General features: G+C 69.0%; 17 protein-coding genes. 6 read left to right on the plus strand and 11 right to left on the minus strand.

The features are described 5' to 3' along the window. Window positions 1–5: 5 nt before the first annotated feature. Window positions 6–3,365: an ATP-dependent helicase gene (locus C8D87_RS25995; protein ID WP_112228760.1), complete on the minus strand. Its 3,360-nt coding sequence runs from the start codon at window positions 3,363–3,365 to the stop codon at window positions 6–8. Between the two features lie 223 nt (window positions 3,366–3,588). After that, window positions 3,589–6,729 carry an ATP-dependent helicase gene (locus C8D87_RS26000; protein ID WP_112228761.1) on the minus strand — a complete coding sequence of 1,047 codons (3,141 nt, stop codon included), beginning with the start codon at window positions 6,727–6,729 and terminating at the stop codon, window positions 3,589–3,591. Window positions 6,730–6,903: 174 nt separating this feature from the next. Here C8D87_RS26000 and C8D87_RS26005 point away from each other — a divergent pair, with 174 nt between their 5' ends. Next, window positions 6,904–7,851, plus strand: a complete 948-nt coding sequence (locus C8D87_RS26005) for a chitinase (protein ID WP_112228762.1) — start codon at window positions 6,904–6,906, stop codon at window positions 7,849–7,851. A 42-nt stretch (window positions 7,852–7,893) separates the two neighbouring features. On the opposite strand, the gene C8D87_RS26010 is transcribed toward C8D87_RS26005, so the two are convergent. Both C8D87_RS26010 and C8D87_RS26015 read right to left on the minus strand, forming a co-directional pair. Next, window positions 7,894–9,903: a putative bifunctional diguanylate cyclase/phosphodiesterase gene (locus C8D87_RS26010; protein WP_233439223.1), complete on the minus strand. Its 2,010-nt coding sequence runs from the start codon at window positions 9,901–9,903 to the stop codon at window positions 7,894–7,896. 208 nt (window positions 9,904–10,111) lie between these two features. Then, the gene (locus C8D87_RS26015; protein ID WP_109633269.1) at window positions 10,112–10,927 is read right to left on the minus strand and encodes an SAM-dependent methyltransferase; all 816 of its coding nucleotides are present in this window, start codon (window positions 10,925–10,927) and stop codon (window positions 10,112–10,114) included. A 160-nt stretch (window positions 10,928–11,087) separates the two neighbouring features. Between C8D87_RS26015 and C8D87_RS26020 the strand changes: the two genes are divergently transcribed. Both C8D87_RS26020 and C8D87_RS26025 read left to right on the plus strand, forming a co-directional pair. Then, complete coding sequence (locus C8D87_RS26020) at window positions 11,088–12,401, plus strand: cytochrome P450 (RefSeq protein WP_109633267.1); 1,314 nt, start codon at window positions 11,088–11,090, stop codon at window positions 12,399–12,401. A 17-nt stretch (window positions 12,402–12,418) separates the two neighbouring features. Continuing rightward, on the plus strand, window positions 12,419–13,417 hold the full coding sequence (locus C8D87_RS26025) for an alpha/beta hydrolase (protein ID WP_233439222.1): 999 nt from the start codon (window positions 12,419–12,421) through the stop codon (window positions 13,415–13,417). Here the strand turns inward: C8D87_RS26025 and C8D87_RS26030 are convergent. Next, window positions 13,414–15,495 (minus strand): putative bifunctional diguanylate cyclase/phosphodiesterase, encoded by a 2,082-nt coding sequence (locus tag C8D87_RS26030; protein ID WP_109632574.1) that lies wholly within the window; start codon window positions 15,493–15,495, stop codon window positions 13,414–13,416. The genes C8D87_RS26025 and C8D87_RS26030 overlap by 4 nt on opposite strands. A gap of 102 nt (window positions 15,496–15,597) precedes the next feature. After that, window positions 15,598–16,416, minus strand: a complete 819-nt coding sequence (locus tag C8D87_RS26035; protein ID WP_109632572.1) for an SAM-dependent methyltransferase — start codon at window positions 16,414–16,416, stop codon at window positions 15,598–15,600. 178 nt (window positions 16,417–16,594) lie between these two features. Here C8D87_RS26035 and C8D87_RS26040 point away from each other — a divergent pair, with 178 nt between their 5' ends. The 3 genes from C8D87_RS26040 to C8D87_RS26050 are packed head-to-tail and all read left to right on the plus strand — an operon-like array spanning window position 16,595 to window position 19,228. Next, on the plus strand, window positions 16,595–17,890 hold the full coding sequence (locus C8D87_RS26040) for a cytochrome P450 (protein ID WP_112228763.1): 1,296 nt from the start codon (window positions 16,595–16,597) through the stop codon (window positions 17,888–17,890). Between the two features lie 17 nt (window positions 17,891–17,907). Then, window positions 17,908–18,897: an alpha/beta hydrolase gene (locus C8D87_RS26045; RefSeq protein WP_170166594.1), complete on the plus strand. Its 990-nt coding sequence runs from the start codon at window positions 17,908–17,910 to the stop codon at window positions 18,895–18,897. Window positions 18,898–18,910: 13 nt separating this feature from the next. After that, a complete protein-coding gene (locus C8D87_RS26050; RefSeq protein ID WP_109632568.1) occupies window positions 18,911–19,228 on the plus strand; it encodes an MGMT family protein in 318 nt (105 codons plus the stop codon). A 159-nt stretch (window positions 19,229–19,387) separates the two neighbouring features. Here the strand turns inward: C8D87_RS26050 and C8D87_RS26055 are convergent, their stop codons facing one another. The 5 genes from C8D87_RS26055 to C8D87_RS26075 all read right to left on the minus strand — a co-directional run bounded on the left by C8D87_RS26055 (window position 19,388) and on the right by C8D87_RS26075 (window position 25,301). Then, complete coding sequence (locus C8D87_RS26055; RefSeq protein ID WP_109632566.1) at window positions 19,388–20,029, minus strand: sirohydrochlorin chelatase; 642 nt, start codon at window positions 20,027–20,029, stop codon at window positions 19,388–19,390. Continuing rightward, entirely contained in the window at window positions 20,026–21,120 is a 1,095-nt protein-coding gene (locus C8D87_RS26060; RefSeq protein ID WP_112228764.1) for a uroporphyrinogen-III synthase, read from the minus strand. The genes C8D87_RS26055 and C8D87_RS26060 overlap by 4 nt, the downstream gene beginning before the upstream one ends. Beyond that, a complete protein-coding gene (gene nirD, locus C8D87_RS26065; RefSeq protein ID WP_109632561.1) occupies window positions 21,117–21,431 on the minus strand; it encodes a nitrite reductase small subunit NirD in 315 nt (104 codons plus the stop codon). Before nirD ends, C8D87_RS26060 begins: the two co-directional genes overlap by 4 nt. Continuing rightward, on the minus strand, window positions 21,428–23,884 hold the full coding sequence (nirB, locus tag C8D87_RS26070; protein WP_112228765.1) for a nitrite reductase large subunit NirB: 2,457 nt from the start codon (window positions 23,882–23,884) through the stop codon (window positions 21,428–21,430). The genes nirD and nirB overlap by 4 nt, the downstream gene beginning before the upstream one ends. A 112-nt stretch (window positions 23,885–23,996) precedes the next feature. Continuing rightward, entirely contained in the window at window positions 23,997–25,301 is a 1,305-nt protein-coding gene (locus tag C8D87_RS26075) for an MFS transporter (protein WP_109632557.1), read from the minus strand. Between the last annotated feature and the right edge of the window lie 36 nt (window positions 25,302–25,337).

Genomic DNA, 25,337 nt, shown 5'->3' on the forward strand with positions numbered 1-25,337 from the left:
CGCCATCACGACCCCACCGACCTGATCAGGTCCTTGAGCCCCTGCTCGTCCAACAGGTCCGCCGGCCGCACCGTGTGGTCGTGCCGCACGTAGTGGAACGCGGCCCGCACCCGTTCCAGCGGCTCCCCCACCAGCGCCGCCCACGCCAGCCGGTACGCCGCGAGCTGCACCGAGAGTGCGGGCAGGGCTTCCGCGTCCGGCACCGCGCCGGTCTTCCAGTCGACGACGGTCCAGCCGTCCGGGTCCTTGTAGACGGCGTCCATCCGTCCGCGCACCGAAATTCCGTCGAACTCCGCCTCGAACGGCACCTCGACGTCGTGCGGGGTCCGGTCGGCCCAGGCGCTGGCGAGGAACGACTCCTTCAGGCGTTCGAGGTCGGCGTCCGGGGCGGCGTCGGCGTCGCCCGCTCCCGGCAGTTCGTCGATGTCGAGCAGGCGGGTGGCGCCGAAGCGGTTCTCCAGCCAGGTGTGGAAGGCGGTTCCGCGGCGCGCCAGCGGGTTCGGCGGGAACGGCAGCGGGCGGCGCAGGCGGCGGGCCAGCAGGTCAGGGTCCTTGGCCAGCTCGACGAGCTGGCTGACCGACAGGTGGTCGGGCAGCTCCACCTGTTCGCGGCGGTTCATCGACGCCGCTCGTTCGGCCAGCAGCACGTCGACGTCCTTGGCCCAGCCCTCCGGGTCGTCGTCCTCTGGCATCTCCGGGTCGTCCGGGACCACGTCGTCGGGCAGCGGTTCGGGCTCCGGCGGGAAGTCTTCGTCCGGAGGTTCGTCGGGTGGCGGGTAGTCCTCGTCCTCGACTAGCGTGGCGGGTTCTTCCTCGAAGATCAGCGGCAACGGCTCCGGCGGGGCCTTGCGCAGTGCGTCGAGCGCGGCCAGCACCATCTCGGCGCCCTCGACCACGGCGTCACGGCGCTTGCCCAGCGGGTCGGCGGGCCACTGCGAGGTCTTCACGTCCTCGGCGAGCGGGTTCGGGGTGTCGGCTTCCGGCTCGGCGGCCCACACGCTGATGTCGCCCGGCGGGTTGTCGCGTTGCAGGACCTCGTGCATCTCCTGCAGGAACACCGACGGGCCTTTGGGCTTGTCGCCCGCCTCCGCCCACCAGTGGCCCGACATGAGCAGGCTGTGCTCGGCCCTCGTCACGCCGACGTAGAAGAGCCTGCGTTCCTCGACCAGGCGCCGGTCCTCGAACTCCTCCGCGTGGACGGTCAGCGCCTCGTCGACCTCCTTGCGGTTGAAGCCCGCCGACAGCCGCAGCACCGGCAGGTCCTGCGCGTCACCGCGAAGGTCCGCCGGCAGCTCTGTCACCGCCTTCAGCCAGCACGACGACTTCTTGCGGCCGGGGAAGACGTCCTTGACCAGGTGCGGCAACGCCACGATCCGCCACTCCAGGCCCTTGGCGGAGTGGACGGTCAGGATCTGCACGCGGTCCTCTGACACCTCGATCTCGCCGGGCTCCAGCCCGTCCTCGGCGTGCTCGGCCGTGTACAGGTAGTCGAGCAGCGACGGCAGCGTCGCCGACGGACTGGCCGCCGCGAAGTCCGTGACGACGTCGGCGAACGCGTCGAGGTGGGCCCGCCCGACCATGCCCGGCCGCGACATGGCCTCGATGTCGAGCAGCAGCGTGCGTTCGACGTCCGCCACCAGTTCGGGCAGCGGCTGGTCGAGCCTGCGCCGCAACGCCGCCAGCTCGCCGCCGAGCCGCCTGATCCGCCGGTAGCCGTCGGTCGAGTAGGCGTCCGGATCGCCGGGGTCGTCCAGCGCGTCGGCCAGACCTGCCTGTTCCGCGTGCTCGCCCGGCAGCGCGTCCGCCAGCACGAGCAACGGGTCGTCCACAACGGACTGTCGGCTTTGGACTCCGGCCAGGTCGCGCGCCCTGCTCCACAAAGCCGCCAGGTCTCGGGCCGCCAGCCGCCAGCGCGATCCGGTCAGCAGGCGCGCGGCCGCCGTTCCCGCCAGCGGATCCACGAGAACGCGCAGTGCCGACACCAGATCGCGCACCTCCGGCTCGTCGAGCAACCCGCCCAGGCCCACGACCTCGACCGGCAGCCCGCGTTCCCGCAGTGCCGCCGCGATGGCCGCCATGTCCGACCGGCGCCGCACCAGCACGGCGGCGGTCGGTGGCACGCCTTCCGCGTCGAGGTGCGCTTCCCATTGCGCCGCAACGTTGTCCGCCATCCAGTCGAGTTCCTGGCGGATGTCCTCGTGCAGCGCGAGCCGGACGTCGCCCGGCCCCGCACCCGGCCGGGCCCTGAGCTCCTCGACGTCCAGCCCGGACTCGCGCAGCGGCAACGACACCGCGTTCGCCAGCTCCAGCACCTCCGGCGGGTTGCGGAAACTGGTCAGCAGCCCGAACTTCTTCGTCGGCGGGAAGTCGTCCGCGAACCGCGGCAGGTTGGCCGCACTCGCCCCGCGCCAGCCGTAGATCGCCTGCGCCGGGTCGCCGACCGACGTGACCGGCATCGGCTTGCCCTCACCGAACAACGACCGCAGCAGAACGCGCTGGGCGTGCCCGGTGTCCTGGTACTCGTCGAGCAACACCGCGCCGTACCGTTCGCGTTCGCCCTCTGCGACCTCCTTGAACGCGGCGAGCTGCGCGGCGAGCGACATCTGGTCCGCGAAGTCGAGCGCCGCCTCCTTCCGCTTGCGCTGCTGGTACGCCTCCAGCAACGGCATCAGCGCGACCCTCAGCCGTTGTGCCCTGATGATCTCCTGCAGCTTCTCCGGCAACCCGTCGCGCTGCCTCGGCGCGCGCGGGGCGTTCTCGATCAGCGCGCAGAGCCGGTCCGCGTGGTGCTGCAGGGCTTCCGGGGTGACCAGGTGCTCGCCGAGCTCACCTGCCAGCGCCAGCAGGTAGCCGGTGATCGTCGCCGGCACCTTGTCGGTGTCGAGGTCCTTGGCCCACGTCGACACCACCCGGTGCGCGAGCTGCCACGACGCGGTCTCGGTCAGGAGCCGCACCCCCGGCTCGACCGGCAGCCTCAGTCCGTGTTCGGACACCAGCCGTCCGGCGTACGCGTGGTACGTCAGCACCACGGGTTCGCCGGTCAGCACGGCCATCTTCCGCTCACCGCTCGGGTCGAGCTCGTCGAGCAGGGGCGACCCGGCCAGCCTGCGGAGCCGCGCCCGCACGCGGTCCGCGAGCTGGCGCGCGGCCTTGCGGGTGAAGGTCAGGCCCAGCACCCGGTCCGGCACCACGATGCCGTTCGCGACCAGCCAGACGACGCGCGCGGCCATGGTCTCGGTCTTGCCCGCGCCCGCACCGGCCACGACCAGCGCGGGCTGGGTGGGCGCGGCGATGACCTCGGCCTGCTCGGGGGTCGGCTTGTTGAGCCCGAGGGCTTCGGCGATCTCGAAGGGACTGACGGTCATCGGCCGGCCAGCCTCCGGACGACGCGATGCCGGACAACACGCTGTGCGGTGGTCCGGTCGCAGGTCCAGGGCGAAGTCACCAGCACATCTTCCTACCCCGGCCGTACGCGTCCGCAGCACCCAGGACCGTGTGTTCGCCGACCGTTCGATCGAACGAAACACGCAGGTCAACGGCTGACCGTACCCCCGCAGCCCCAGTGCTCGGCCGCGCCACTCTCACCACCTACTCGCTCACCTGTCGCCCGGACGGGTGGACCGGACACGTCGTGCGTGCCGGGCAACGGTCGCAGTCCGCGTTCTCCCGTGCGGTGTAGTCAGGACCCAGCACCGACTCGGCGGCGCCCTGCACCACCTCCAGCCACGCTCGGACGCCCTGTTCGTCCAGCGGCGCCTGAGTGCGTTCCACGGCGCCGGTCTTCTTGTCCTCCTTGGCCACGTAGAGCAGGCGGGCGCCACCCGGTTCGGTGCCCAGGCCGATGTGGGTGAAGCCGCCCAGCGACGTCGCCAGCTGGTAGACGGCCAGCTGCGGGTGTTCCTGCGAGGCGTCGCGGGAGACCGGGCTCTTGCCGGTCTTGATGTCGATGACGACCGGGCGGCCGTCCTCGTCGTGTTCCAGTCGGTCCACCCGGCCGCGGACCTGGAGCCACGGGCCGCCGTCGCGTTTGGGGACCTCGACGACCATCTCCTCCTCCACGGCGACCTGGGTGAGCTGGCTGCGGCTCATGGTCAGCCAGGCGAGGAACGTGTCGAGCATGCGTTCCACGCGCAGGCGTTCGCGGCGGGAGAACCACGGTGCGCCGGCGTCGACGGCTGCCCAGGCCTCGTCGAGTTTCACCCGCAGCTGGGCCGAGTCGGCACCGGAGGCCGCTGCCTGGGCCAGCGCGTGGACCAGGGTGCCCGTCACGGACGCCAGTTCGGCCGGGTCCTGGCCTCCATGGCGTTCCACGACCCAGCGCAGCGGGCACTTCGTGATCACCTCGATGGTCGACGGCGTCACGCTGACCTTCTGCTCCTCCGTCCACAGTGGAGCATCGGTGGACACGTCCGCGACGCCGTACCAGGACTCCGGGTGCGCGCCGGGGACGCCGGCCTCGGCCAGCCGGGCGAGCTGAACGGCTGCCCGCGAACGACGATCCGGGGTCTCCGAGTCCGAGCACACGACGCGGCGCAGCTCGCCGACCAGCTCGGCGAGCACCAGGCCGCGTTGCGGGCGGTGCAGCTTGCGCTCTTCCTCGGCGGACGACTCGATCTCGTCGAGGAAGCGCGACGGCTGTTCGTCCTCACCCCGGACGGCGCTGATCAGCAGCTTCGAGCGGGCGCGGGAGGCGGCGACCAGCAGCAGGCGGCGTTCCTCCGCCAGGATCGGCGCCACGGCCGACACCGACGGTTCGAGGCCGGCCAGGACGTCCACCATGCGTTCGACGCCCAGCACCGTGCCGCGCAGGCGCAGGTCGGGCCAGCTGCCCTCCTGCACCCCCGGCACGGCAACGACTTCCCACTCGCGGCCGGCCGCGGAGTGTGCGGTCAGGACGGACACGGCCTCGCCCGTGGGTGCGGAGGCGGCCAGGGTGTCGCCGACGATGCGCTGGGACTCCAGGTAGTCCGCGAAACCCGCCACGCCCGAACCCGGCAGGCGGTCGACGTACTTCGCGGCCGCCTCGAACAGAGCGACGATCGCGTCCAGGTCGCGGTCCGCCTGCATGCCCGGCACGCCGCGGCGGGCCGACTGCGCCACCCACCGGTCCTGCAGGCCCGCCGCAGTCCAGATGTCCCACAGGACGGCCTCCACCGACTTGCCGGCCTCGATCGCCTTGCGCGCGAGCCCCAGCAGGTGCGAGATCCGCCGCGCGGGCAGCGACTCCACGTCCTCCAGGGCCGCCAGCCTGTCGGCGGTCTCCACGACCTCGACCAGCAGCTCGCCACTCGGGCGGTCACCGCCGGCGGCCATCTCGAGCCGCCGCAGACCACGCCGCAACCGCCGCAGCGCCAATGGATCCGCACCGCCGTACGCGGACGACAGCAGCATCGCGGCCGTGTCCTCGTCCAGCGAACCCGGCACCGCCGCCGCCCGCACCAGAGCGAGCAGCGGGCGCACGGCGGGCTGCTGCGCCAGCGGCAGCTCCTCCGACGGCACGGCCACCGGCACCCCCGCCGCCAGCAGAGCCCGCTGCAGCACCGGCAGGGAAAGCGTCGCCGAACGCACGACCACGGCCATCCGCGACCACGGCACCTCGTCGGCCAGGTGGGAACGGCGCAGCTGGTCGGCCACCCATGTCGCCTCCTGCGCTGACGACGCGAGCAACCGCACCTGGACGGAACCCTCGCCGTCGGCGGGCAGCACCGAACGCGTGGGAGAGGCGCCGGGCAGCCGGGCGGCCAGGCGAGCCACCGCGTCCCGGATCTCCGGCATCATCCGGTGCGACTGGCGCAGGACCACCGTCTCGCCCGGCACGTCCCGCAGGATCTCCGGGTCGGCGCCGCGGAACGTGAAGATCGCCTGGTCCGGATCGCCGGCCAGGACGAACCGCGCCGCCCCCGAACCCAGCGAGCTGATCAGCGAGTACTGCATCGGGTCGAGGTGTTGCGCGTCATCGACCAGCAGATACCGCACTCGGCGCCGTTCGTTGAACAACAGCTCCTCGTCGTTCACGAACGCCGCGTACGCCGACGACACCAGCTCGGCGGCGTCGTAGGCGGGGGCGAAAGCCGTCGCGGAGTCCAGGCCGGACAGCAGGTTCACCGACTCGTACTGCTGACCGAAGAGCCCGGCGGCCACCCACTCGTCCCGGCCGTGCTCCTCGCCGAGCTCGATCAGGTCCTCGGGCCCCAGCCCTCGTTCGGCCGCGCGCAACAGCAGATCGCGCAGCTCGTGCGCGAAGCCCGGCAGTTCCAGCGCCGGCCGCAGCCGCTCGGGCCAGTTCAGCGCGCCCAGCTCGGCGTCACCGGCGAGCAGCTCGCGCACCATCGCGTCCTGGTCGGGGCCGGACAGCAGCCGCGGCGGCGGTTCTCCCAGCAGCACCGCTTGGTTGCGCAGCACCGCGAACGCGTAGGAGTGCACCGTGCGCACGAGCGGCTCGCGGATCGTGGAGAGCCGCCCGGTGAGCAGCCGCGTGATGTGCGCGCGCAACGCCACGGACGCGCGCCGGTTCGCGGTCAGCACCAGCACGTTCTCCGGATCGGCTCCCTCCTCCAGCACGACGTGCGCGGCCAGCTCGGCGAGCAGCGTCGTCTTCCCCGTCCCCGGACCGCCCAGGACGCGCAGGAACCCGCCCGGATGCGAGAAGACCCGCTGGGCAGCAGCGTCCCACCGGGGACGCGGGCGCGTCTCCGGCTTCCGGCGGACCAGCTGGGGTGGAAGTGCCACGTCCCGATTTCACCACGCTGCACCGACAAGATCAGTCATGCCCGCCGGAAGGAGCATCGCCGATTTCGACTACCTTCTTGACAGAGAGAGGTGGTCTAGTCCACTTTTGAAGTCGTTGTGAGCCCTCTCACTGCCAGCTCCGCCGCCCTGGACCGAGCAGTTCTTGGAGGACTGATGAAGCGGTTCCTCGTCGGCGCTGTCGCTGCCGCGTGCGCGGCGATGCTGCTGCCCACGACCGCACAGGCGGCCGTCAACCCCGTGCTCGCGGCGCCGTACCTCTACCAGTGGGGCAGCGCGCCCAACCCCGCCACGGTGATGCAGCAGACCGGCATCAAGGCCTTCACCCTCGCCTTCATCCTCAGCGACGGCACCTGCAACCCGAAGTGGGACGGCAACCGCTCGCTGACCGGCTCGGACGCGACCCTGATCAGCAACATCCGTGCGGCGGGCGGCGACGCGGTGCCGTCGATCGGCGGCTGGTCCGGCAACAAGCTCGGCCAGTTCTGCACCTCGGCCAGCGCGCTCGCCGGCGCCTACCAGAAGGTGATCAACGCCTACCAGCTCAAGGCGATCGACATCGACATCGAGGCCGCGGAGTTCGAGAACAACACCACGCAGGACCGCGTGCTCGGCGCGTTGAAGATCATCAAGCAGAACAACCCCGGCGTGAAGACGGTCATCACCATGCCGACCGACCGCACGGGCCCGAACTCCTGGGGCAAGCGCCTGATCACCCGCGCAAAGGAGCTCGGCGCGCCGATCGACACGTGGGCCGTCATGCCGTTCGACTGGGGCAGCGGCGGCGACATGTTCGCCTACACCAAGAGCGCGGTCGACGGGCTCAAGAACCACGTCAAGTCCACGTTCGGGCTCACGGACGACGCGGCGTACCGGCGCAGCGGCCTGTCGTCGATGAACGGCAAGACCGACACCGGCGAGACCGTCACCCCGCAGAACTTCCGCGACATCGTGACGTGGGCGAACTCCAAGCACCTGGCCCGCGTGTCGTTCTGGGCCGTGAACCGGGACCGCGGCAACTGCGGCGCGATGAGCTCCTCGTGCAGCGGCATCAACCAGCAGACCTACGAGTTCACCAAGGCCCTGGCGAAGTTCACCGGGTAGCGATCTCCTCCGGTGACCGGACGTGACCCCGACCCCGTCCGGTCACCGGGGTTCCAAACCCCTCAGGAAGTCTCCCGGTGCCCCCGCTGTGCCGAACAGGTCGCCGGTCGCGAAGTCCGCACCAGCCGCACGCCACCACTGAGCCTGCTCCTCGCTGCTGATCCCGTCGACCGCGACCGTCACACCCGCCTCGCGCATCAGTGGCATCAGCGCCGCCACGAAAGGCGATCGGCGTTCGACCAGACCGCGAGCCACCCGCACCGACTTCACCGGCAGGTCCGAAACGGTCGAGGGATCCAGCGGTCCAAGCCCGAAGTCGTCGATTCCCACGTGGACGCCCAGCCCCGCGAGCACGCTCAGGTTGTCGGCGGCGTCGGACTCCGGCAGCACCTCGGCAGGCATGCTGAGCGCCAGTTCGTGCGTCTTCAGCCCGGTTTCGCCGAGGACTCTCACCACGCGCTCGACCAGATCCGCGTCGGACGACTGATGCGCGGTGAGCCGCACGACCAGCGACCTGTCGAACTGCCCGCGCTGCCGCCACCACGCCGACTGGCCGCTCGCGACCCGAAGCAACCACTCGCCGAGCGGCAGGATCAACCCGGTCGCCTCGGCCAGCGCCGCACACCGGTCGTGGTCCAGCACCTCGGCATCCGGCCGCTCCCAGCGCAACGCCGCCTCGACCCCGCTGACCACGCCGTCGGCCAGCCGCACGATCGGGCGGTACCGCACCGTGATCTCGCCGTCCTCCCACGCACCCGGCATCGCCACGGCCACCGCGTGGTCGCGGCGCTCCTCGGCGTCCTGATCGGGGTGAAACACCTCCCACTGGCCACGCCTGCGCATCTTGGCCCTGCGCAACGCCGTGTCCGCCGCACGCAGCAGGTCCACCGGTTCGGCGGCACTGTCGGGTCGATGCACCACGCCCGCGCTCACCGACACCGCCAGCCCGTGACCGTCCACATAGGTCGGTTCGAGCAGGTCGTCGTTGATGCTCTTCATGATCGTGCCGATGCCCGGTGTGGTCGCCGTGTTCTCCAGAAGGACACCGAACTCGTCGCCGTCGAACCGGGCGATCATCGCCTTCTCGCCCGCGAGCAACACTTCCAGCCGCCGGGCCACGTGCTGCAGCAGCCGCTCGGCGACTCTGCCACCGACGCTGTTGGACACCATGCCGAACGCGTCGATGTCCAGGTGGAAGAACGTGATGCCGTACCCGGTGTCCGTCTTGCGCAGCGCGGTCTCCAGCTGCGTGGTGAAGAACTGGCGGTTCGGCAGCCCGGTCAGCACGTCGTGCAGCGCCTGCCGCTTGAGCTCGCTCTGCAGCAGCTCCAGCTCGGTGCCGTCCTCGACCACCACGACGAAGTGGCTGGGCTCGTCGTCGGCACCTCGCAACAGTGACGCGGTCAGGGACAGCCGTGCCGCTTCACCGTCCTTGCGCAGCATCCGCTGCGACTGCCTGATCCGCTCCGCGGTGCCGCCGACCAGCTCGGCCATCGCCGTCTGCAGCATCTCGGTGAAGCCGGGAGCGATGAGGTCGGTCAGCAGCACCCCGACGAGCTCGTCCTGGGAGTGCCCGAGGATGTCGCAGATCGCCGTGTTCGTCCTGAGGAGCCGCCCCTCGATGTCGACGATCAGCACACCGTTGGTGGACGACGTGACGACCTCGTTGAAACGGGCCTCGCTCTCCTTGAGGTTCCAGTTCGCGTCGCGCACGGCCTTGAGCAACGACTTCTGCATGCCCTCCTGCTGCGCGAGCACGGACTCGGTGTTGGCCCCGGTGAAGCCGGTGCCGAGCGCGCCGATCGCGAGCGCGATCCGTTCCGCGTACCGCTCGACGGGCTGGAACTCCGGCAGCGCCAGCAGCCCCTTGCCGAGCACCTCCGCAGTGCACCGCAGCCCGAACTTCCCGAGGTGGCCCAGCGCGGTCAGCTCCGCGCCGAGCCGCTCGATCGAGGCAGTGCTGAACGGTTCCTCGTGCAGCATGGCGCACAGCGCGTCGAGGCGGCCGCTCAGCTCCTCGTCGAGTTGTGCCTGGCCCAGCGGAATTGCCACGCTGCTGAGCAGCCGATACGACCATTTCCGCGCAAGTGTCGCCCTCGCCCGAACAGCCTCCTCGGGCGAGGGCGTTACGTCAGGTGTTCGACTCGGCATGGGCATTCGGGCCGCCTCATCACGGGCTCAGAATGTCCGGCAGTTTACCCACGCACGGTTGACCTAACGAGACCGACCGTGTGAACCAACCTCACTCTATCGGCATCCCCTATGGCTTGCGGCCGACGCCCGCGTACGCGATCCCGTTCACCTCAGGGTCGTCGGAGATGTCACCCGGCCCGGTAGGCCGCCATTCGGCGAATTTGACGAGCCCCGGCTCGACGAGTTCGAAATCACCGAAGAAAGCCTCGACCTCGTCGTGAGTGCGCTCGATGACCTCGCCGCCGCCCACCTTGTTCATCCTGTCGGTGACGGCCCTCGCCTCCGCGATGGTGTGCTCGGAGGCCAGGTGTGAGATCGCGAGGTAACTCCCGCTGGGCAGCGCCTCGCGGTAGCGCTTCATCAGGCTCTGCGGGTCCGCCGCTGTCGGCACCCAGTGCAGCATGAACAGCAGCAGCAGACCGATCGGCTGGTCGAAGTCGAGCAGCCGGCCCGTCTCGTGGCTGTTCAAGATGCTGTCCGGATCGCGCATGTCGGCCTGCAGCACGCCGACGCGGTCGTTGCCGGCCACGAGCAGCTCGCCGTGCGCGACGGCGACGGGATCGCGGTCCACGTAGACGACCCTGCACTCCGGAGCCACGTCCTGCGCGACCTCGTGCACGTTGGCCACGGTCGGGATGCCCGAGCCGATGTCCAGGAACTGACGCACCCCCTGCTCGGCCATGAACCGCACCGCGCGGCGCAAGAACGCCCGGTTGAGCCTGGCCGCGCTGCGCGCGAGCGGCATCATCTGCTCGGCCTTGTCGCCCATCAGGCGGTCGACCGCGAAGTTGTGCGCGCCCCCCAGCAGGTAGTCGTACACCCGCGCCGCACTCGGCACGGAAACATCGACTCCCGGTGGGATCCAGCTCTGTCCGTCGGACACGGCGACCACCTCTTCGGTCGGGGACGCACAAGCTTAGTCATGCACAAAGGACGCATGATTAGTCCACAAGCGTGAACACGCGCCACCCGATCGGGCACTGTCACTCTCGACCGAACGACTCCTATGGTGGTCCATCTCTTTCCACTCGCGAGGAGCGATGATGTCCGTCCCGGTGGCACCCGGCAGGCTGCCATTTCTCGGACACACCCTGCCGATGCTGCGGAAAAGATTCGAGTTCACCGCGAATTTACGGCACCAAGGCGATCTCGTCGAAGTTCACCTCGGGCCGTTGCGAGCCTATTTCGTCACGAGCCCGCGGTTGATGCACCAGGTGCTGGTCACCGACGCACCGAAGTTCCACAAAGGCCGTATGTACGACAAGTTCCGGCCGTTCGTCGGCAACGGGCTCGCCCTGTCGAACGGGGCCTTCCACCTGCGCCAGCGTCGGATGATGCAGCCTGCGTTCCACCGCGACCGGATCGCGGGCTACGCGAACATCATGGCCCGCGCAGCGCGTGACCTCGTGGAGGGATGGCAGCCGGGCGAGGTGCGGCGGCTCGAGGAGGACATGCAGGGCCTCGCGGTGACGATCGTCGGTGAGGCGCTGTTCTCCACCGAGATCGGCGAACGCGCGATCGACGAGGCCCGCCGATCCGTCTTCGTGATCATCAAGAACGGAATGCTGCGCGCGCTCTCACCGGGGTTCGTCGAAAAGCTGCCCATACCGGCCAACCGCGAGTTCGACGAAGCCATCGCCCGGATGCGCGCGATCGTGCACGAGGTCATCGAGAGCCGGCGCGACGACGACATCGACCATGGCGACCTGTTGTCGATGTTGCTGCTGGCCAGGGACACCGAGACCGGTGAACCGATGACTGACGAGCAGGTCTTCGACGAGGTCGTCACGCTGCTGACCGCGGGGATCGAGACCACCGCGCTGGCGCTGGCCTGGATCTTCCACGAGATCGCCGCCAACCCGGAGGTCGAACAGCGCGTGCTGGCGGAGATCGACGAGGTGCTGGCCGGGCGGCCGGTCACGTTCGACGACGTGCCGAAGCTGACTCATCTCGCCAGGGTGGCGAACGAGGTCCTGCGGAAGTACCCGCTCTGGCTCGTCATGCGCCGCACCGCGGAGGAGGTCGAGCTCGGCGGCATCCGCCTGGCACCGGGCACCGAGGTGATCCTCAGCCCGCACACGATGCACCACGACCCCGCGCACTTCCCCGACCCGGAGCGATTCGACCCGGACCGCTGGACGCCCGAGCGCGCCAAGCACCTGCCGAAGGGCGCGTTCGTCCCGTTCGGCGGCGGTATCCACCACTGCATCGGAAACCACTTCGCACTGACCGAGATCACCATCGTGGTGGCGACGGTCTGCGCCCACCACCGGCTGGTCCCCGACCGGCCCGTGCGCACCAAGTTCACGAATGCGGCCTACCCCAACGACCTGATGATGAAGGTCGTCCCCCGCTAGTTGGAGGTTGTTCCCCCATGCGTTTTCGTCGGCTCTGTGCCGCCGTGCTGCTCGCTGCGCTCATACCGGTTCCCACGCCGGCAAGCGCTGCCCAGACCACCTGCGAGGACGTGTACACACCGGTTCAGTTCGGACTCGTCCGGCAGATGATGTACGGCAGGCTGTGTGTCCCGCAGAGGGCCACGACCGTCCAGGTGCTCATCCCCGGTGGCACGTACACCAGCGGGTACTGGGACATCCCGGTGGAGAGCGAGACCCGTTCGGTCACGCGCGCGATGAACAGCGCGGGCATCGCCACCATGGCGGTGGACCGGATCGGCTCCGGCAAGAGCACCAAACCGCTCAGCATCCTGGTCGACGTCCCCAACCAGGCCGAGGCGGTGCACCAGGTGATCCAGACCCTCCGCCCGCGGTTCTCGAAGGTGTTGGTGGGCGGGCATTCCATCGGTTCGGCCATCGCGATGGTCGAGGCGGGCAGGTACCACGACGTCGATGGCGTCCTGGTCACCGGCATGACGCACCAGTGGGACTACGTCCGGGCCGTGCCCGCGCTGACCAACCTGATCCCTGCCGCGATCGATCCCAGGCTTGGCCTGCGCAACCTCGACGTCGGCTACCTGACGACGGCGCCGGGAACCCGCTACACCATGTTCCACGCGCCAGGTCCCAACATCTCCACCGTGATCAACCTCGACGAGTCCACAAAGGACGTGGTGTCGGCCGGTGAGTTCGTCACGACCGCTCTGATGTCCAACCTCGTGCTTCCCGCGAGCAACGCCATCAACGTGCCGGTGATGACCGTTCAGACCTCGGCCGACTACTTCTGCGGCACCCCGCCGCTCGGTGCCGACTGCTCGTCGGCGCAGGCGCTGGTCAACTCCGAGAGGCCGTTCTACCTCAGGGCACCTCGACTGAACGGCTTCGTCGTCAACGGCTACGGGCACGTCTTCAACTTCGACACCAAGAACGCGAACCGCTACCACGCGGCCGTGACCGCGTGGCAGCGCAGCATCTAGAGCTCTTTCAGGAAGTCGCCCGCATCCAACGGGGAACCGAAGTGGGCGCCGATCGCGAGGTCGGCGCCCGCTTGCGTCCACCACGCCGCCTGCTCGGCGGTCTCGATGCCGTCGACGCAGATGTTCACGCCCACCTCGTGCACGGCCGGGATCAACGCGACAGAACGGGGATCCATGCGCCGCGTCAGATCCTTCGGCACGCACACGGACGCGATCGGCAGCTCCGAGAGCCAGGCCAGATCCCGCGGACCGAGTCCGAAGTCCTCGAGCGCGATCCGCACTCCCCTGGCCGCGAGCGTGCTCAGGTTCTCCGCCGCGTCGGCCACGCCGAGCACACCGACCGGCATGCACAACGTCAGCCGTTCGTGCGGCATCCCGGTCTCCTCCACGACCTTCGCCACCCGTGACACCAGATCCGCGTCGGTCGACTGGTGGTGCGTGAGCCGGATGCCGAACTGCGCGTCGAGCTCGCCGCGCTGACGCCACCACTGCGCCTGGCCGGCGGTGATCCTCATCAGCCACTCGCCCATCGGCAGGATCAGGCCGGTCTGGTCGGCCAGCTCGGCACACCGGTCCGAGAGATCCCAGTGCAGCACCGCTTCGACGCCGGCCAGCTCGCCGGTCGCGAGCACGCGAACGGGCTGGTAGCACACACCGATGTCGCCCTGCTCCCACGCTCCCGGCATCACCACGGCCAGCGCGTGGTCACGCCGGCGCTCCATGTCCTGGTTGCCGTGGAACAACTGCCACTGACCGCGCTGGTCCTTCTTGGCCTGCCGCAACGCCAGATCCGCCATGCGCAGCAGCTCCGTGGGATCGACGTCGGGCGACGGCCGGTCGACCACGCCGGCGCTCACCGAGACCGCGAGCCCGTGATCGTCCACGAAGATCGGTTCGGCCAGGTCGGCGTTGATGGAGGCCATCGTCGTCGCGATGTCCGGCGTGGTGGCGGTGTTCTCCACGATGATGCCGAACTCGTCGCCGTCGAACCGGGCGACCATCGCCTGCTCGCGCGACATCACCGCCCGCAGCCTGCGTGCCACGTGTTGGAGCAGTTGGTCGCCGACTCGCCCGCCGAGGCTGTTGCACACCAGGCCGAACGCGTCGAGGTCGAGGTGGAAGACCGTCACGCCGAACTCGGGATCGGCCCTGCGCAGCACGGTTTCGAGGTGGGTGGTGAAGAACTGCCGGTTCGGCAGGCCGGTGAGCACGTCGTGCAGCGACTGCCTGCGCAGTTCTCCTTGCAGCAGCGCGAGTTCCGTGTCGTCGTCGATCATGGCGAGGACGTGGCTCGGCTTGCCGTCGTCGTCGCGCAGCAGCGACGCCGTCAGCGTGACCCTGGAGAACTCGCCGTCGCCGCGCACCAGTTGCATCCGCTCGCGCTGGAACTCGTCGCGTTCGGCGAGAACCCGTTCCATCAGCTCGCGGAACACCACGATCGACTGCGGTGCGACGAGCTCCGCGAGCCTGGTGCCAGGCTCCGGCTGATGGCCGAGGATGTCGCCAATCGCGTCGTTGCCCCAGGCCACTCGTCCGTCGAGACCGACGATGAGGATGCCGTTCGTCGACGAGGACGCGAGGCCCGCGAACTTCGCCTCGCTCTGCCGCTGGTCCCGTTGCGCGTCGTGGGCAGCCTTGAGCAGCGAGCGCTGCATGCTCTCCTGCTGGTCCAGGATCGCCCTGGCACGGGCGCTGACGAAGCCGCACGCCAGCGCGCCGATGCCACCGACCACGTGGACGGTGTGCTGCTCGGTCGCGCTGAACTCCTCCAGTGCCAGCAAGCCCTTGCCCAGCACGTCGACGGTGCGCCGGAGGCCGGGCTCGTTGACGTAGCCGAGAGCGACGAGTCGCTCGCCCACCTCCTCGAACGGAGCAGGGTCGAACGGCTCCTTGTGCAGCGCAGCGCACATCGCGTCGAGCTGGGCGCCCAGTTCAGCGTCCAGCTCGTCTCTGCTCAGCGCGACAACTATGACGCTGCTGACCAGGTAGCTCCACTTGCGCGCCAAGGCTTCGCGCGCCCGGACGGCGGCGGTGTCCGCAGGTGGAACGGCATCGGGTCTTCGGCTCGGATTCGTCATTCCCGTTGCCCTGTATGGGTTGGAGAGTGTTCGGCAGTTTACCTACCGGCAGTCGACGCCTGCTGCGCCGACAGAGTGAACCTCCGACACTACCGGGTGGTTTCAGTCCTTACGACCGACACCAGCGTACAAGAACATGTTCATGCTCGCGTCGTCCGCGATGTCACCAGGTCCGTCCGGCCGCCACTCGCCGCAGCCGACCAGGCCGGGCTCGACCAGCTCGAACCCGTCGAACAGCGCGTTGACCTGCGCGTGCGTGCGCATGTGCATCTGGTCCGCGCTCTTGCTGCGGTTCACCACCTCGGCGGCCTCGCCGACGTTCTCACCGATCTGGTCCTTGGCGACGTGGGTCATCACGATGAAGCTGCCGGCGGGCAGCGCGTCGCGGTACGTGGCGACGAGCTTCTGCGGGTCGTCCTCGTCCGGCACCCAGTGCAGCATCAGCAGCATCAGCAGGCCGATCGGCTCGTCGAAGTTCAGCAGGCGGCCGACCTCGGAACTCGACAGCACGGCTTCGGGATCGCGCATGTCGGCCTGGACGATCGCGGCATTTTCGTTGTCGGACAGCATCAACTGACTGTGCGCGACGGCGACGGGGTCCTTGTCGACGTAGACGATGCGCGCCGCGGGGTCGCGTTCCTGGGCCACCTCGTGCACGTTGGCGACGGTCGGGATGCCGGAGCCGATGTCGAGGAACTGGCGAATCCCCTGGTCCATCAGGAAGTTCACCGCGCGGCCGAGGAACCGCCGGTTGAGTCTGGCGACGCTCGGCAGGCCGGGGACCAGCTTCTCGATCTGGGAACCGACCTGCCGGTCGGCGGCGAAGTTGTGGGCGCCGCCGAGGATGTAGTCGTAGACGCGGGCCATGCTCGGCACGTTCGTGTCGATGCCGAGCGGAACCCAGTTCTGGGGCTCTGCCACGGGAAACACCTCTTAGGTTCGTGGCGGTTCGAGGGAGACGCACGAGCTTAGTCACCCGTGCGGCTTGCGCGCTGAACCATCAGAGTGATGCGGAACCACCCGTTCAGGCACTGTCGTCTTCCTCCAAACGGCTCCTAGGGTGGTCCGTCCCCATTCGGCCCAACTCCTGGGAGTCTGGATGCCCGTCCCGGTGGCTCCGCGCCGCTGGCCGTTACTCGGGCACACACCGGCAATGCTCACCCAGCGTGCCAAGTTCACCGACGCGCTGCACGAGCACGGCGATGTGGTGCGCCTCGACCTGGGCCCCTTGCACGCCTACTTCGTCACCGATCCCGCGCTGACCCACGAGGTTCTCGTCGCCCAGGGGTCGAAGTTCCGCAAGGGCGCGATGTTCGACAAGTTCCAGCCGTACCTGGGAACGGGCCTGCTGCTGTCGAACGGCGAGTTCCACCTGCGACAGCGCCGGTTGATGCAGCCGGCGTTCCATCGGGAACGGATGGAAACCTATGCCTCGACGATGGCTCGTGCCGCTGCTTCGCTGGTTGCGCGGTGGCAGCCCGGCGAGGTCCGCGTCATCGAGAACGACATGCAGGAGCTCGCGGTCACCATCGTCGGCGAGGCGCTCTTCTCGACGGAGATCGGCGAGCCGGCCGTCGAGGAGGTCCGCCGGTCGATCTTCACCGTCATCCAGCAGGGCATGATCCGGGCGCTGTCCCCGTCGTTCGTCGAAAAGCTCCCGATTCCAGGTAACCGAGAATTCGACGCGGCCATCGCCCGCATGAAAGCCGTTGTGCTGCAGGTGATCGAGAGCTGGCGCGCCGACGGCGTGGACCGCGGCGACATGCTTTCGATGCTGCTGTTGGCCGGCATGACCGACCAGCAGACCTACGACGAGGTCCTGACCCTGCTGACCGCGGGCATCGAGACCACCGCGATCGCACTGGCCTGGGCGCTCTACGAGGTGGGCCGCAACCCCGAGATCGAACGACGGCTGCACGCCGAGGTCGACTCCGTGCTGGGCGGCCGCCCCGTGACGTTCGCCGACGTGGCCTCCCTGACCTACACCGAGCAGATCGTGCAGGAGACCCTGCGGATGTACCCGATCTGGTTCGTGATGCGCCGAGCGCTGGTCGACGTCCAGCTGGGCGACGTCCACCTCCCCGCGGGCGCCGAGGTGATCGTCAGCCCGCACGCCCTGCACCACGACCAGCGCTACTTCACCGAACCGTGGCGCTTCAGCCCGGACCGCTGGACACCTTCCTTCGCCTCGGGACTCCCGCGCGGAGCGTTCATCCCGTTCGGCGGCGGCAACCGACAGTGCCTCGGCAACACCTTCGCCCACACCGAGATCGTCATCACCCTCGCGACCATCGCGGCGAACTGGCGTCTCACCCCCACCCGTCCGGCGCGCGTGAAGTTCACGTCCGCCCCGTACCCAAACGGCCTGCTGATGAAGGCTGTCCCCCGCAACTAGTTGGAGGTCGTTCCACCATGCGTTTCCGCCGGTTGTGCGTCGCGGCTCTGCTCGCCACCGGAACACTGCTGGCCCCCACACCCGCTTCAGCCGCCGTGACGTGCGAGGACGTCCACACCACCGTCAACATCGGCCTGACCCCGCTGGTGCCCATGCTGGAAAGGATGTACGGCAGGCTTTGCACCCCGCAGGGCGCGAAGACCGTGCAGGTGCTCATCCCCGGCGGCACCTACGACAACTCGTACTGGGACATCGGCTACGAGCCCAACTCCCGCTCCTACACCCGCGCCCAGAACAAGGCGGGCATCGCCACCCTCGCCGTGGACCGCCTGGGCACCGGCAGGAGTTCCAAGCCGCTGAGCGCCCTGGTCACCGCCTCGGCCCAGGCGAACGCGGTCCACCAGGTCATCAAAACCCTGAAGCCCCGCTTCGAAAAGGTCATCGTCGGGGGCCACTCCATCGGCTCGGCGATGGCCATGATCGAGGCAGGCACCTACCGCGACGTGGACGGCGTCCTCGTCACCGGCTTCACGCACAAGATGAACTACATCACCGTCGTCCCGGTGCTGGCCAACATGGTCCCGGCGGGCCTGGACCTCGGTTACCTCACGACGATGCCGGACACCCGCTACAACTCGTTCCACAAGCCGGGCCCGCTGGTCTCCGGCGCGATCTCGTTCGACGAGTCCACCAAGGACGTCTTCTCCGCCACCGAGGCGGTCGACACGATCCTCCTGAACACCGTCATCATCCCGATCTCCCGCAAGATCAACGTCCCGGTGATGATCGCCCTTGGCAACGACACCCACTTCTGCGGCAACAACTTCCCCCTGATGGGCAGCGACTGCTCGTCCCCAGCCGCCCTGAAGGCCGACGAGCGCCAGTTCTTCCCGTCGGTCCCCCGCCTCGACACCTTCATCCTCAACGGCTACGGCCACTCCATCAACTACGCCCCGAACGCCCCCGACTACCACTCCGCAGTCGCCGCCTGGTCCAAGAGCCTCTGACTAAACTCAGGGGATGGACGAAGAGATCCACGAGCGAGTCCGCGACATCATCAAGGCCATCCCCCGCGGACGCGTCGCCACCTACGGCGACATCGCAGATCTCGCCAAGGCGCCGTCGCCACGACTGGTCGGCCGCATCCTCAACGAGGACGGGCACGACCTGCCGTGGCAACGCGTCCTGAAGGCGGACGGCACCTGTGCGCCGCACCTCCGTGAGACGCAGCTGCAGATGCTGCACGAGGAGGGCGTGCCGAACCTGGACGGCAAGGTCAACCTGCGCGAGTACCGGTGGGAGGACGCGCGCAAGGAGGAAGCACCCGGCCTCTGGTAGGCGAGGCGCCCTTCAACCGTGATGGCGAAGCTGAGCCGGACGGGACCGCCGCGTGAGCGCGTACGCACCCGCGGGCCCGCACGCCCGGTCCCCACCAAGCCTCAAACCCTGTCAAACCACCCGGTGGAACAGTTCCATTGAGGCCGGTTCACCCAAGCCTCATGCTGATTGCAGCAACACCGCCCGAGCCGCGTAGTACTTGCGCAACAACACATCGACCACAAGAGGATGCGCCCCGATCGGTTCGGACACGACGTCCGCGCCGCAGTCGGCGAGCGACCCGTGGAACGTCCCTGGTGCCAGAAGCCACGAGGCAACGGCCACGCGGCGCCCCCGCAGCCCGGCAACGACGTCGGGCACGCGGGGCGTCGCGGTAGCCACGTACCCGACAGCGGAAGCGCCGAGCAGAGCCGCAGCCCGACGAACGTCCGCCAGCGCCCGAGCGTCCGACGAACCCGCCGCGGCGAGCACCAATGCGTCGCCGCGGCGGAAACCTGCTTCCCGCAACCGGTCCCGCACCGCCGGCACCGCGTCCACGCCGAGCGGCGAGGTCAGCACCACGTCCGGCCGGTTCCCGATCTGTTCGGGGATGTCGACCCGGACGTGGTACCCGGCAGCCAGAAACGCGGGAACCACCACAGCCGGGCCGTCCACAACCGACCGGACATCGGGCTGACGGACATCGGCGTATGCGACCTCCACGGGCACATCAACCTGCGGCCGCACCAGATCCGCGATCTCTTCGCACACCACGGCGCCTCGCGGATCACGAGTGCCGTGGAAGGCAAGAACAAGCTTCATGCGGGCTCCATCGCTAGCCGGTAACCACGCTTCACGACCGTGCACACCATCTGCGGCGACCCCAGCGCCGTCCGCAACCGCCCGATCGCCGTCTCGACCGCGTGCTCCTCACCGCCAGAAGGCAAGGCGGCCAACAGGTCCTGCCGGGAGACCACCCTGCCCCGAGCAGCCACGAGCGTCCGCAACACGGCCATCGGAGCCGGCGCCACCGGCCGAAGCTCCCCGTCGATCACCACCGCCTGCGCCCGCATCTCCATGTCACGGGACGCGATCCGCAACCGAGTGGCACGCGACGGCAACTCGACGGCCAGCTCGCGAACCATCGAACCGATCCGGGAGCGAGCCGGCTGCACCACCGGAATCCCGGCGGCCACCAACGGGCCGGCGGTGATGGCGCCGACGCCGACCACGAGCACGTCCCGGCGCAACGCGGAAACCAGATCCGCGTACCGCGGCCCGGCAGTGCGCAACACCGAAGCCGCGGCAGGCGCGCTGGTGAACGTCAGCGCATCGACCTGTCCGGCCAGCACCGCCTCGATCAACCGCTGCAACGGTCCCATGTCGGCGGGCGGCTCCCACCGGTAGACCGGGATCTCGACGACCTCGGCACCGGCGGCCCGCAGCGTGTTCACGAAGTCGGGCAAGGGCTCGCCGTGCAGCTGGATGGCGACCCGCTTGCCGGACACGCCCAGCCGCAGCAGGTACTGCAGCAGCTCGGCGTTCGACTCCGACGTGGGGGACCAGGTCTCGACCAGGCCGGCCGCCCGCACCGCACCCTTGGCCTTCGGGCCCCGTGGCAGCACCACGGCGCCTTCCAGAGCGCGGTGCAGTCGACTGGCCAGTCCCCACCCCTCGGCGGCTTCGAACCACCCGCGGAACCCGATCGCGGTGGTGGCGACGACGACGTCGACCGGTGACGACACCAGTTCCCGCGTCGCGGCGTGCAGGGTGGTGTCGTCCGGCAGAGGCACTATCCGCAAGGCGGGCCCGTGCACGACGGACGCGCCCTTGCGTTCCAGCAGCGCGATGAGCTCGTCGGCGCGGCGGGCAGCGGTTACCCCGATGGTGAAGCCCGCCAGCGGCGCGTTCATGTCAGCTCCACGACGCCGTCACGCACTCGCACCGGGTGCACCGCGACAGAGACGGCGGGCTCGTCGAGGCACTTTCCGGTCGCCAGCTCGAAGGCCTGCTTGTAGACCGGCGACACCACGACGGGGACGCCGCCGCGGTCGCCCACGATGCCGCGGGAGAGCACCGCGGCGCCGCTGAACGGGTCGATGTTGTCCAACGCGTGCAAGGAACCGTCGGCGGTCAGGAACACCGCCACCTGCGATCCGTCGGGCAGCAGAGCGGCCACACCGGTCTCGGGACGCAGAACGTTGAAGTCACAGACAACGGTCACCTGACGACCTCCGGAATTCCGAGCTGGACGGGGACGCGCTGACCGCGCTCAGCGCGGAACGAGATCGTGGGGTCGGGTGTGCCGGGCGCGTTCACGAACGACGTGAACCGCGCGAGCTTCTCCGGGTCCTCCAGCACACCTCGCCACTCGTCGGCGTAGTCGTGGACGTGCGCGGCCATCGCGGCTTCCAGCTCGTCGCAGATGCCGAGCTTGTCGTCGACGATGACCTCGCGCAGGTGGTCGAGCCCGCCGTCGAGCCCTTCCAGCCACGCCGAGGTGCGCTGCAGGCGGTCGGCGGTGCGGATGTAGAACATCAGGAACCGGTCGATCACCTTGATCAGCGTCTCGGTGTCCACATCGGACACGAGCAGGTCGGCGTGGCGAGGCGTGAAGCCGCCGTTGCCGCCGACGTAGAGGTTCCAGCCGTTCTCGGTGGCGATGACGCCGAAGTCCTTGCCGCGTGCCTCCGCGCACTCACGCGCACAACCGGAGACGGCCGACTTGAGCTTGTGCGGCGAACGCAGGCCGCGGTAGCGCAGCTCCAGCTCGATGGCGAGACCGACGGAGTCCTGGACGCCGTAGCGGCACCAGGTCGTGCCGACGCAGGACTTCACGGTGCGCAACGCCTTGCCGTACGCGTGGCCCGACTCGAAGCCCGCGTCCACCAGGCGACGCCAGATCTCCGGCAGCTGGTCGACGGTCGCGCCGAACAGGTCGATGCGCTGGCCACCGGTGATCTTGGTGTAGAGGCCGAAGTCACGGGCCACCTCGCCGATGACGATCAGCTTCTCCGGCGTGATCTCGCCGCCGGGGATGCGCGGCACGACCGAGTACGTGCCGTTGCGCTGCAGGTTCGCCAGGAACCTGTCGTTGGTGTCCTGCAACGGGGCCTGTGCCTCGCCCAGGATGTGCCCGTTGTTCAGCGACGCGAGGATCGACGCCACGGCGGGCTTGCAGATGTCGCAGCCACGACCGGTGCCGTGCTTCTCGACCAGCGCCGTGAACGTCGTGACGCGAGTCGCCCGGACGATCTCGAAGAGCTCCGCCCGCGAGTACGTGAAGTGCTCGCACAACGCCTTGGACTGCTCGACACCGCAGTCGGTCAGCAGCTTCTTCAGCATCGGCACGCACGAGCCGCAGCCCGTACCTGCCTTGGTGCACGCCTTGAGCTCGGCCACGTCGCACGCGACACCGGACTGGATCGCGTCGGTGATCGTCTGCTTGGTCACCGCGTGGCACGAGCAGACCTGCGCGTCCGCGGGCATCTCGACGTCGACGGCCCCGCCCGGCTGCAGCAACGCCGCCGGAACTTCCTTGCCCACCAACGGCCGCAGCGACGGGTAGGCGGAAGCGTCGCCGACGAGAACGCCGCCCAGCAACGTCTTGGCGTCGTCCGACACGACGAGCTTGCTGTAGGTCCCGGCGACCGCGTTGTTGACGACGACTTCCAGCGCACCCTCGGTCTGCGCGTGCGCGTCACCGAACGACGCCACGTCCACACCGAGCAGCTTCAGCTTGGTGGAGAGGTCCGCACCGGGGAACGTCTTCGCGCCGCCGTGCAGCTGGTCGGCGACGACCTCGGCCATCGCGTAGCCAGGAGCCACAAGTCCGTACGCCACGCCCTCGACGGCAGCGCACTCACCGATCGCGAACACGTGCGGGTCAGCGGTGCGGCAGGCGGCGTCGACCAGGTAGCCGCCGCGCGGCCCCAGCTCGAGGCCCAGGTCGAGGTCGGTGCGCGGCCGGATGCCGGCACTGAACACCACCACGTCGAGGTCGAGCTCGACCCCGCTGGCCAGCTTGGCGATCAACCGCGAGCCGTCGCGTTCGATGGACGAGGCCGAGGTACCGGTGTGCACGGTCAGGTCGAGCTTCTCGACCAGCCGCTTCAGCAGCCCGGCACCGCCCTCGTCGACCTGGATCGGCATCAACCGCGGCGCCAGCTCCACTACGTGCGGCGAGACGCCCATGCCGCGCAGCGCGTTGGCCGCCTCCAGCCCGAGCAGGCCACCGCCGAGCACCATGCCGGAGTGCCGTCCGGGCCGGTCAGCGGCCTGGACGGTCGCCCGGATGTCGTCCAGGTCGTCGATCGTCCGGTAGACGTGGCAACCGGGCAGATCACGACCGGGCACCGGCGGAACGAACGGCACCGAGCCGGTGGCCAGCACCAGCGCGTCGTACTGCACCTCGACACCGGAAGCGCCCGTCACCACGCGGCGCTCCCGGTCGACCGAGACGGCCTTCTCACCGAGGCGGAGCTCGCAGCCGGACAGCGGCGTCAGCTCCAGATCGGCGGAGTTCCACGTGTCCACATAGGACGACAGCGCGACTCGGTCATAGGCAGGGCGCGATTCCTCGCCGAACACCACGATCCGCCAGGACGAGTCGCGGAGGATCTCAACGAGCCGGTGGCCGACCATGCCGTTACCGATCACGACCAGGGTCTGAGTCATCGGGCATCCCTCCTTCCGACCGGTATGCTCACCGGGCGGCGTGTCATCCCAAGGTCCGCAACATTTCGCGGGTGTTAAAGGAAACTCTCTCCGCAGATCAGCGCGATGTGCGTCACACGCCGGCGTAGGCGAGCGACGGCCGCGTCGCGAACACGTTGCGCCTCAAGTAGAACCACCACGTCGTGCCGAGGCACAGCGCGTAGAAGACGAGAATGGCGGTCAGCGCGGGCGTCAGCGTCTTCGAACCCTCGAGCGAGAACTTGAAGACGAGGTTCACCAGCACACCACCGGCCGCACCGATCGCGCCCGCGATGCCGACGACGGCGGCGGCCTGGCGCTTGGCCGACTTGTCGTCGTCCGCCTGCGTCTTGAAGATCGCCGGGATCATCCGGTACGTCGAGCCGTTGCCGACGCCCGCCAGGATGAACAGCGCGATGAACGAGGTGAAGAACAGCGGGAAACTCTTCATGTCCACGCTGGTCATGACGCCGATCGTGCCCACACCGAGCCCGATGAACGTGGCGAGCGTGACCTTGGCGCCACCGATCCGGTCCGCCAGCCACCCGCCGGCCGGACGGGCGATCGAGCCGATCAGCGCGCCGAGGAACGCGAGCGCCACCCAGCCCTTGTAGTCCACGAAGCTGATCTTGATCAGCGACGGGAACGCGAACGAGTACCCGATGAACGAGCCGAACGTGCCGATGTACAGGAACGACATCACCCACGTGTGCTTGTTCGACATCGCCAGCTTGTACGACTGCCCGTCCGGCTTGGCCTGGGTGAGGCTGTCCATGAAGAACCACGCGAAGGCGGTCGCGAGGACGATGAACGGCATCCAGATCAGCGCCGCGTAGGCGAGGTTGATCCCGGTGCCGATGGTGATGATGACCGGCACGATGAGCTGCGTGATGGCGACGCCGAGGTTGCCACCGGCGGCGTTCATGCCGAGCGCCAGGCCCTTCTTGCCCTCCGGGTAGAAGAACGAGATGTTCGCCATCGACGACGAGAAGTTGCCGCCACCAAGACCCATCGCGGCCGAGGTGAGCAGGAAGAACCAGTACGGCGTGCCGGGCGTGGTCACCGCGTAGGCCAGCATCGTGCACGGGATCAGCAGCAACCCGGCGCTGATCGTCGTCCACAGCCGCCCGCCGAAGCGCGGCACCGCGAACGTGTAGGGCACCCGCAGGATCGCACCCACCAGGTTGGGCACGATCAGCAGCCAGAACTGCTGGCCGACGCTGAAGTTGAAGCCCACCGAGCCGAGGCTCACCACGACGATGCTCATCAGCACCCAGACGCTGAACCCGAGGTTCTCCGCGAAGATGGACAACGCCAGGTTCTTGCGGGCGATCCGCTTGCCCTTCGACTCCCAGAACTCGGCGTTCTCGGGTTCCCAGTGCTCGATCCAGCTCCGCATGAATGTCCTCCAGGGGTTCGGCGACTGCCGAAAAAG

The organism is Lentzea atacamensis, assembly GCF_003269295.1.
Taxonomy (GTDB): domain Bacteria; phylum Actinomycetota; class Actinomycetes; order Mycobacteriales; family Pseudonocardiaceae; genus Lentzea; species Lentzea atacamensis.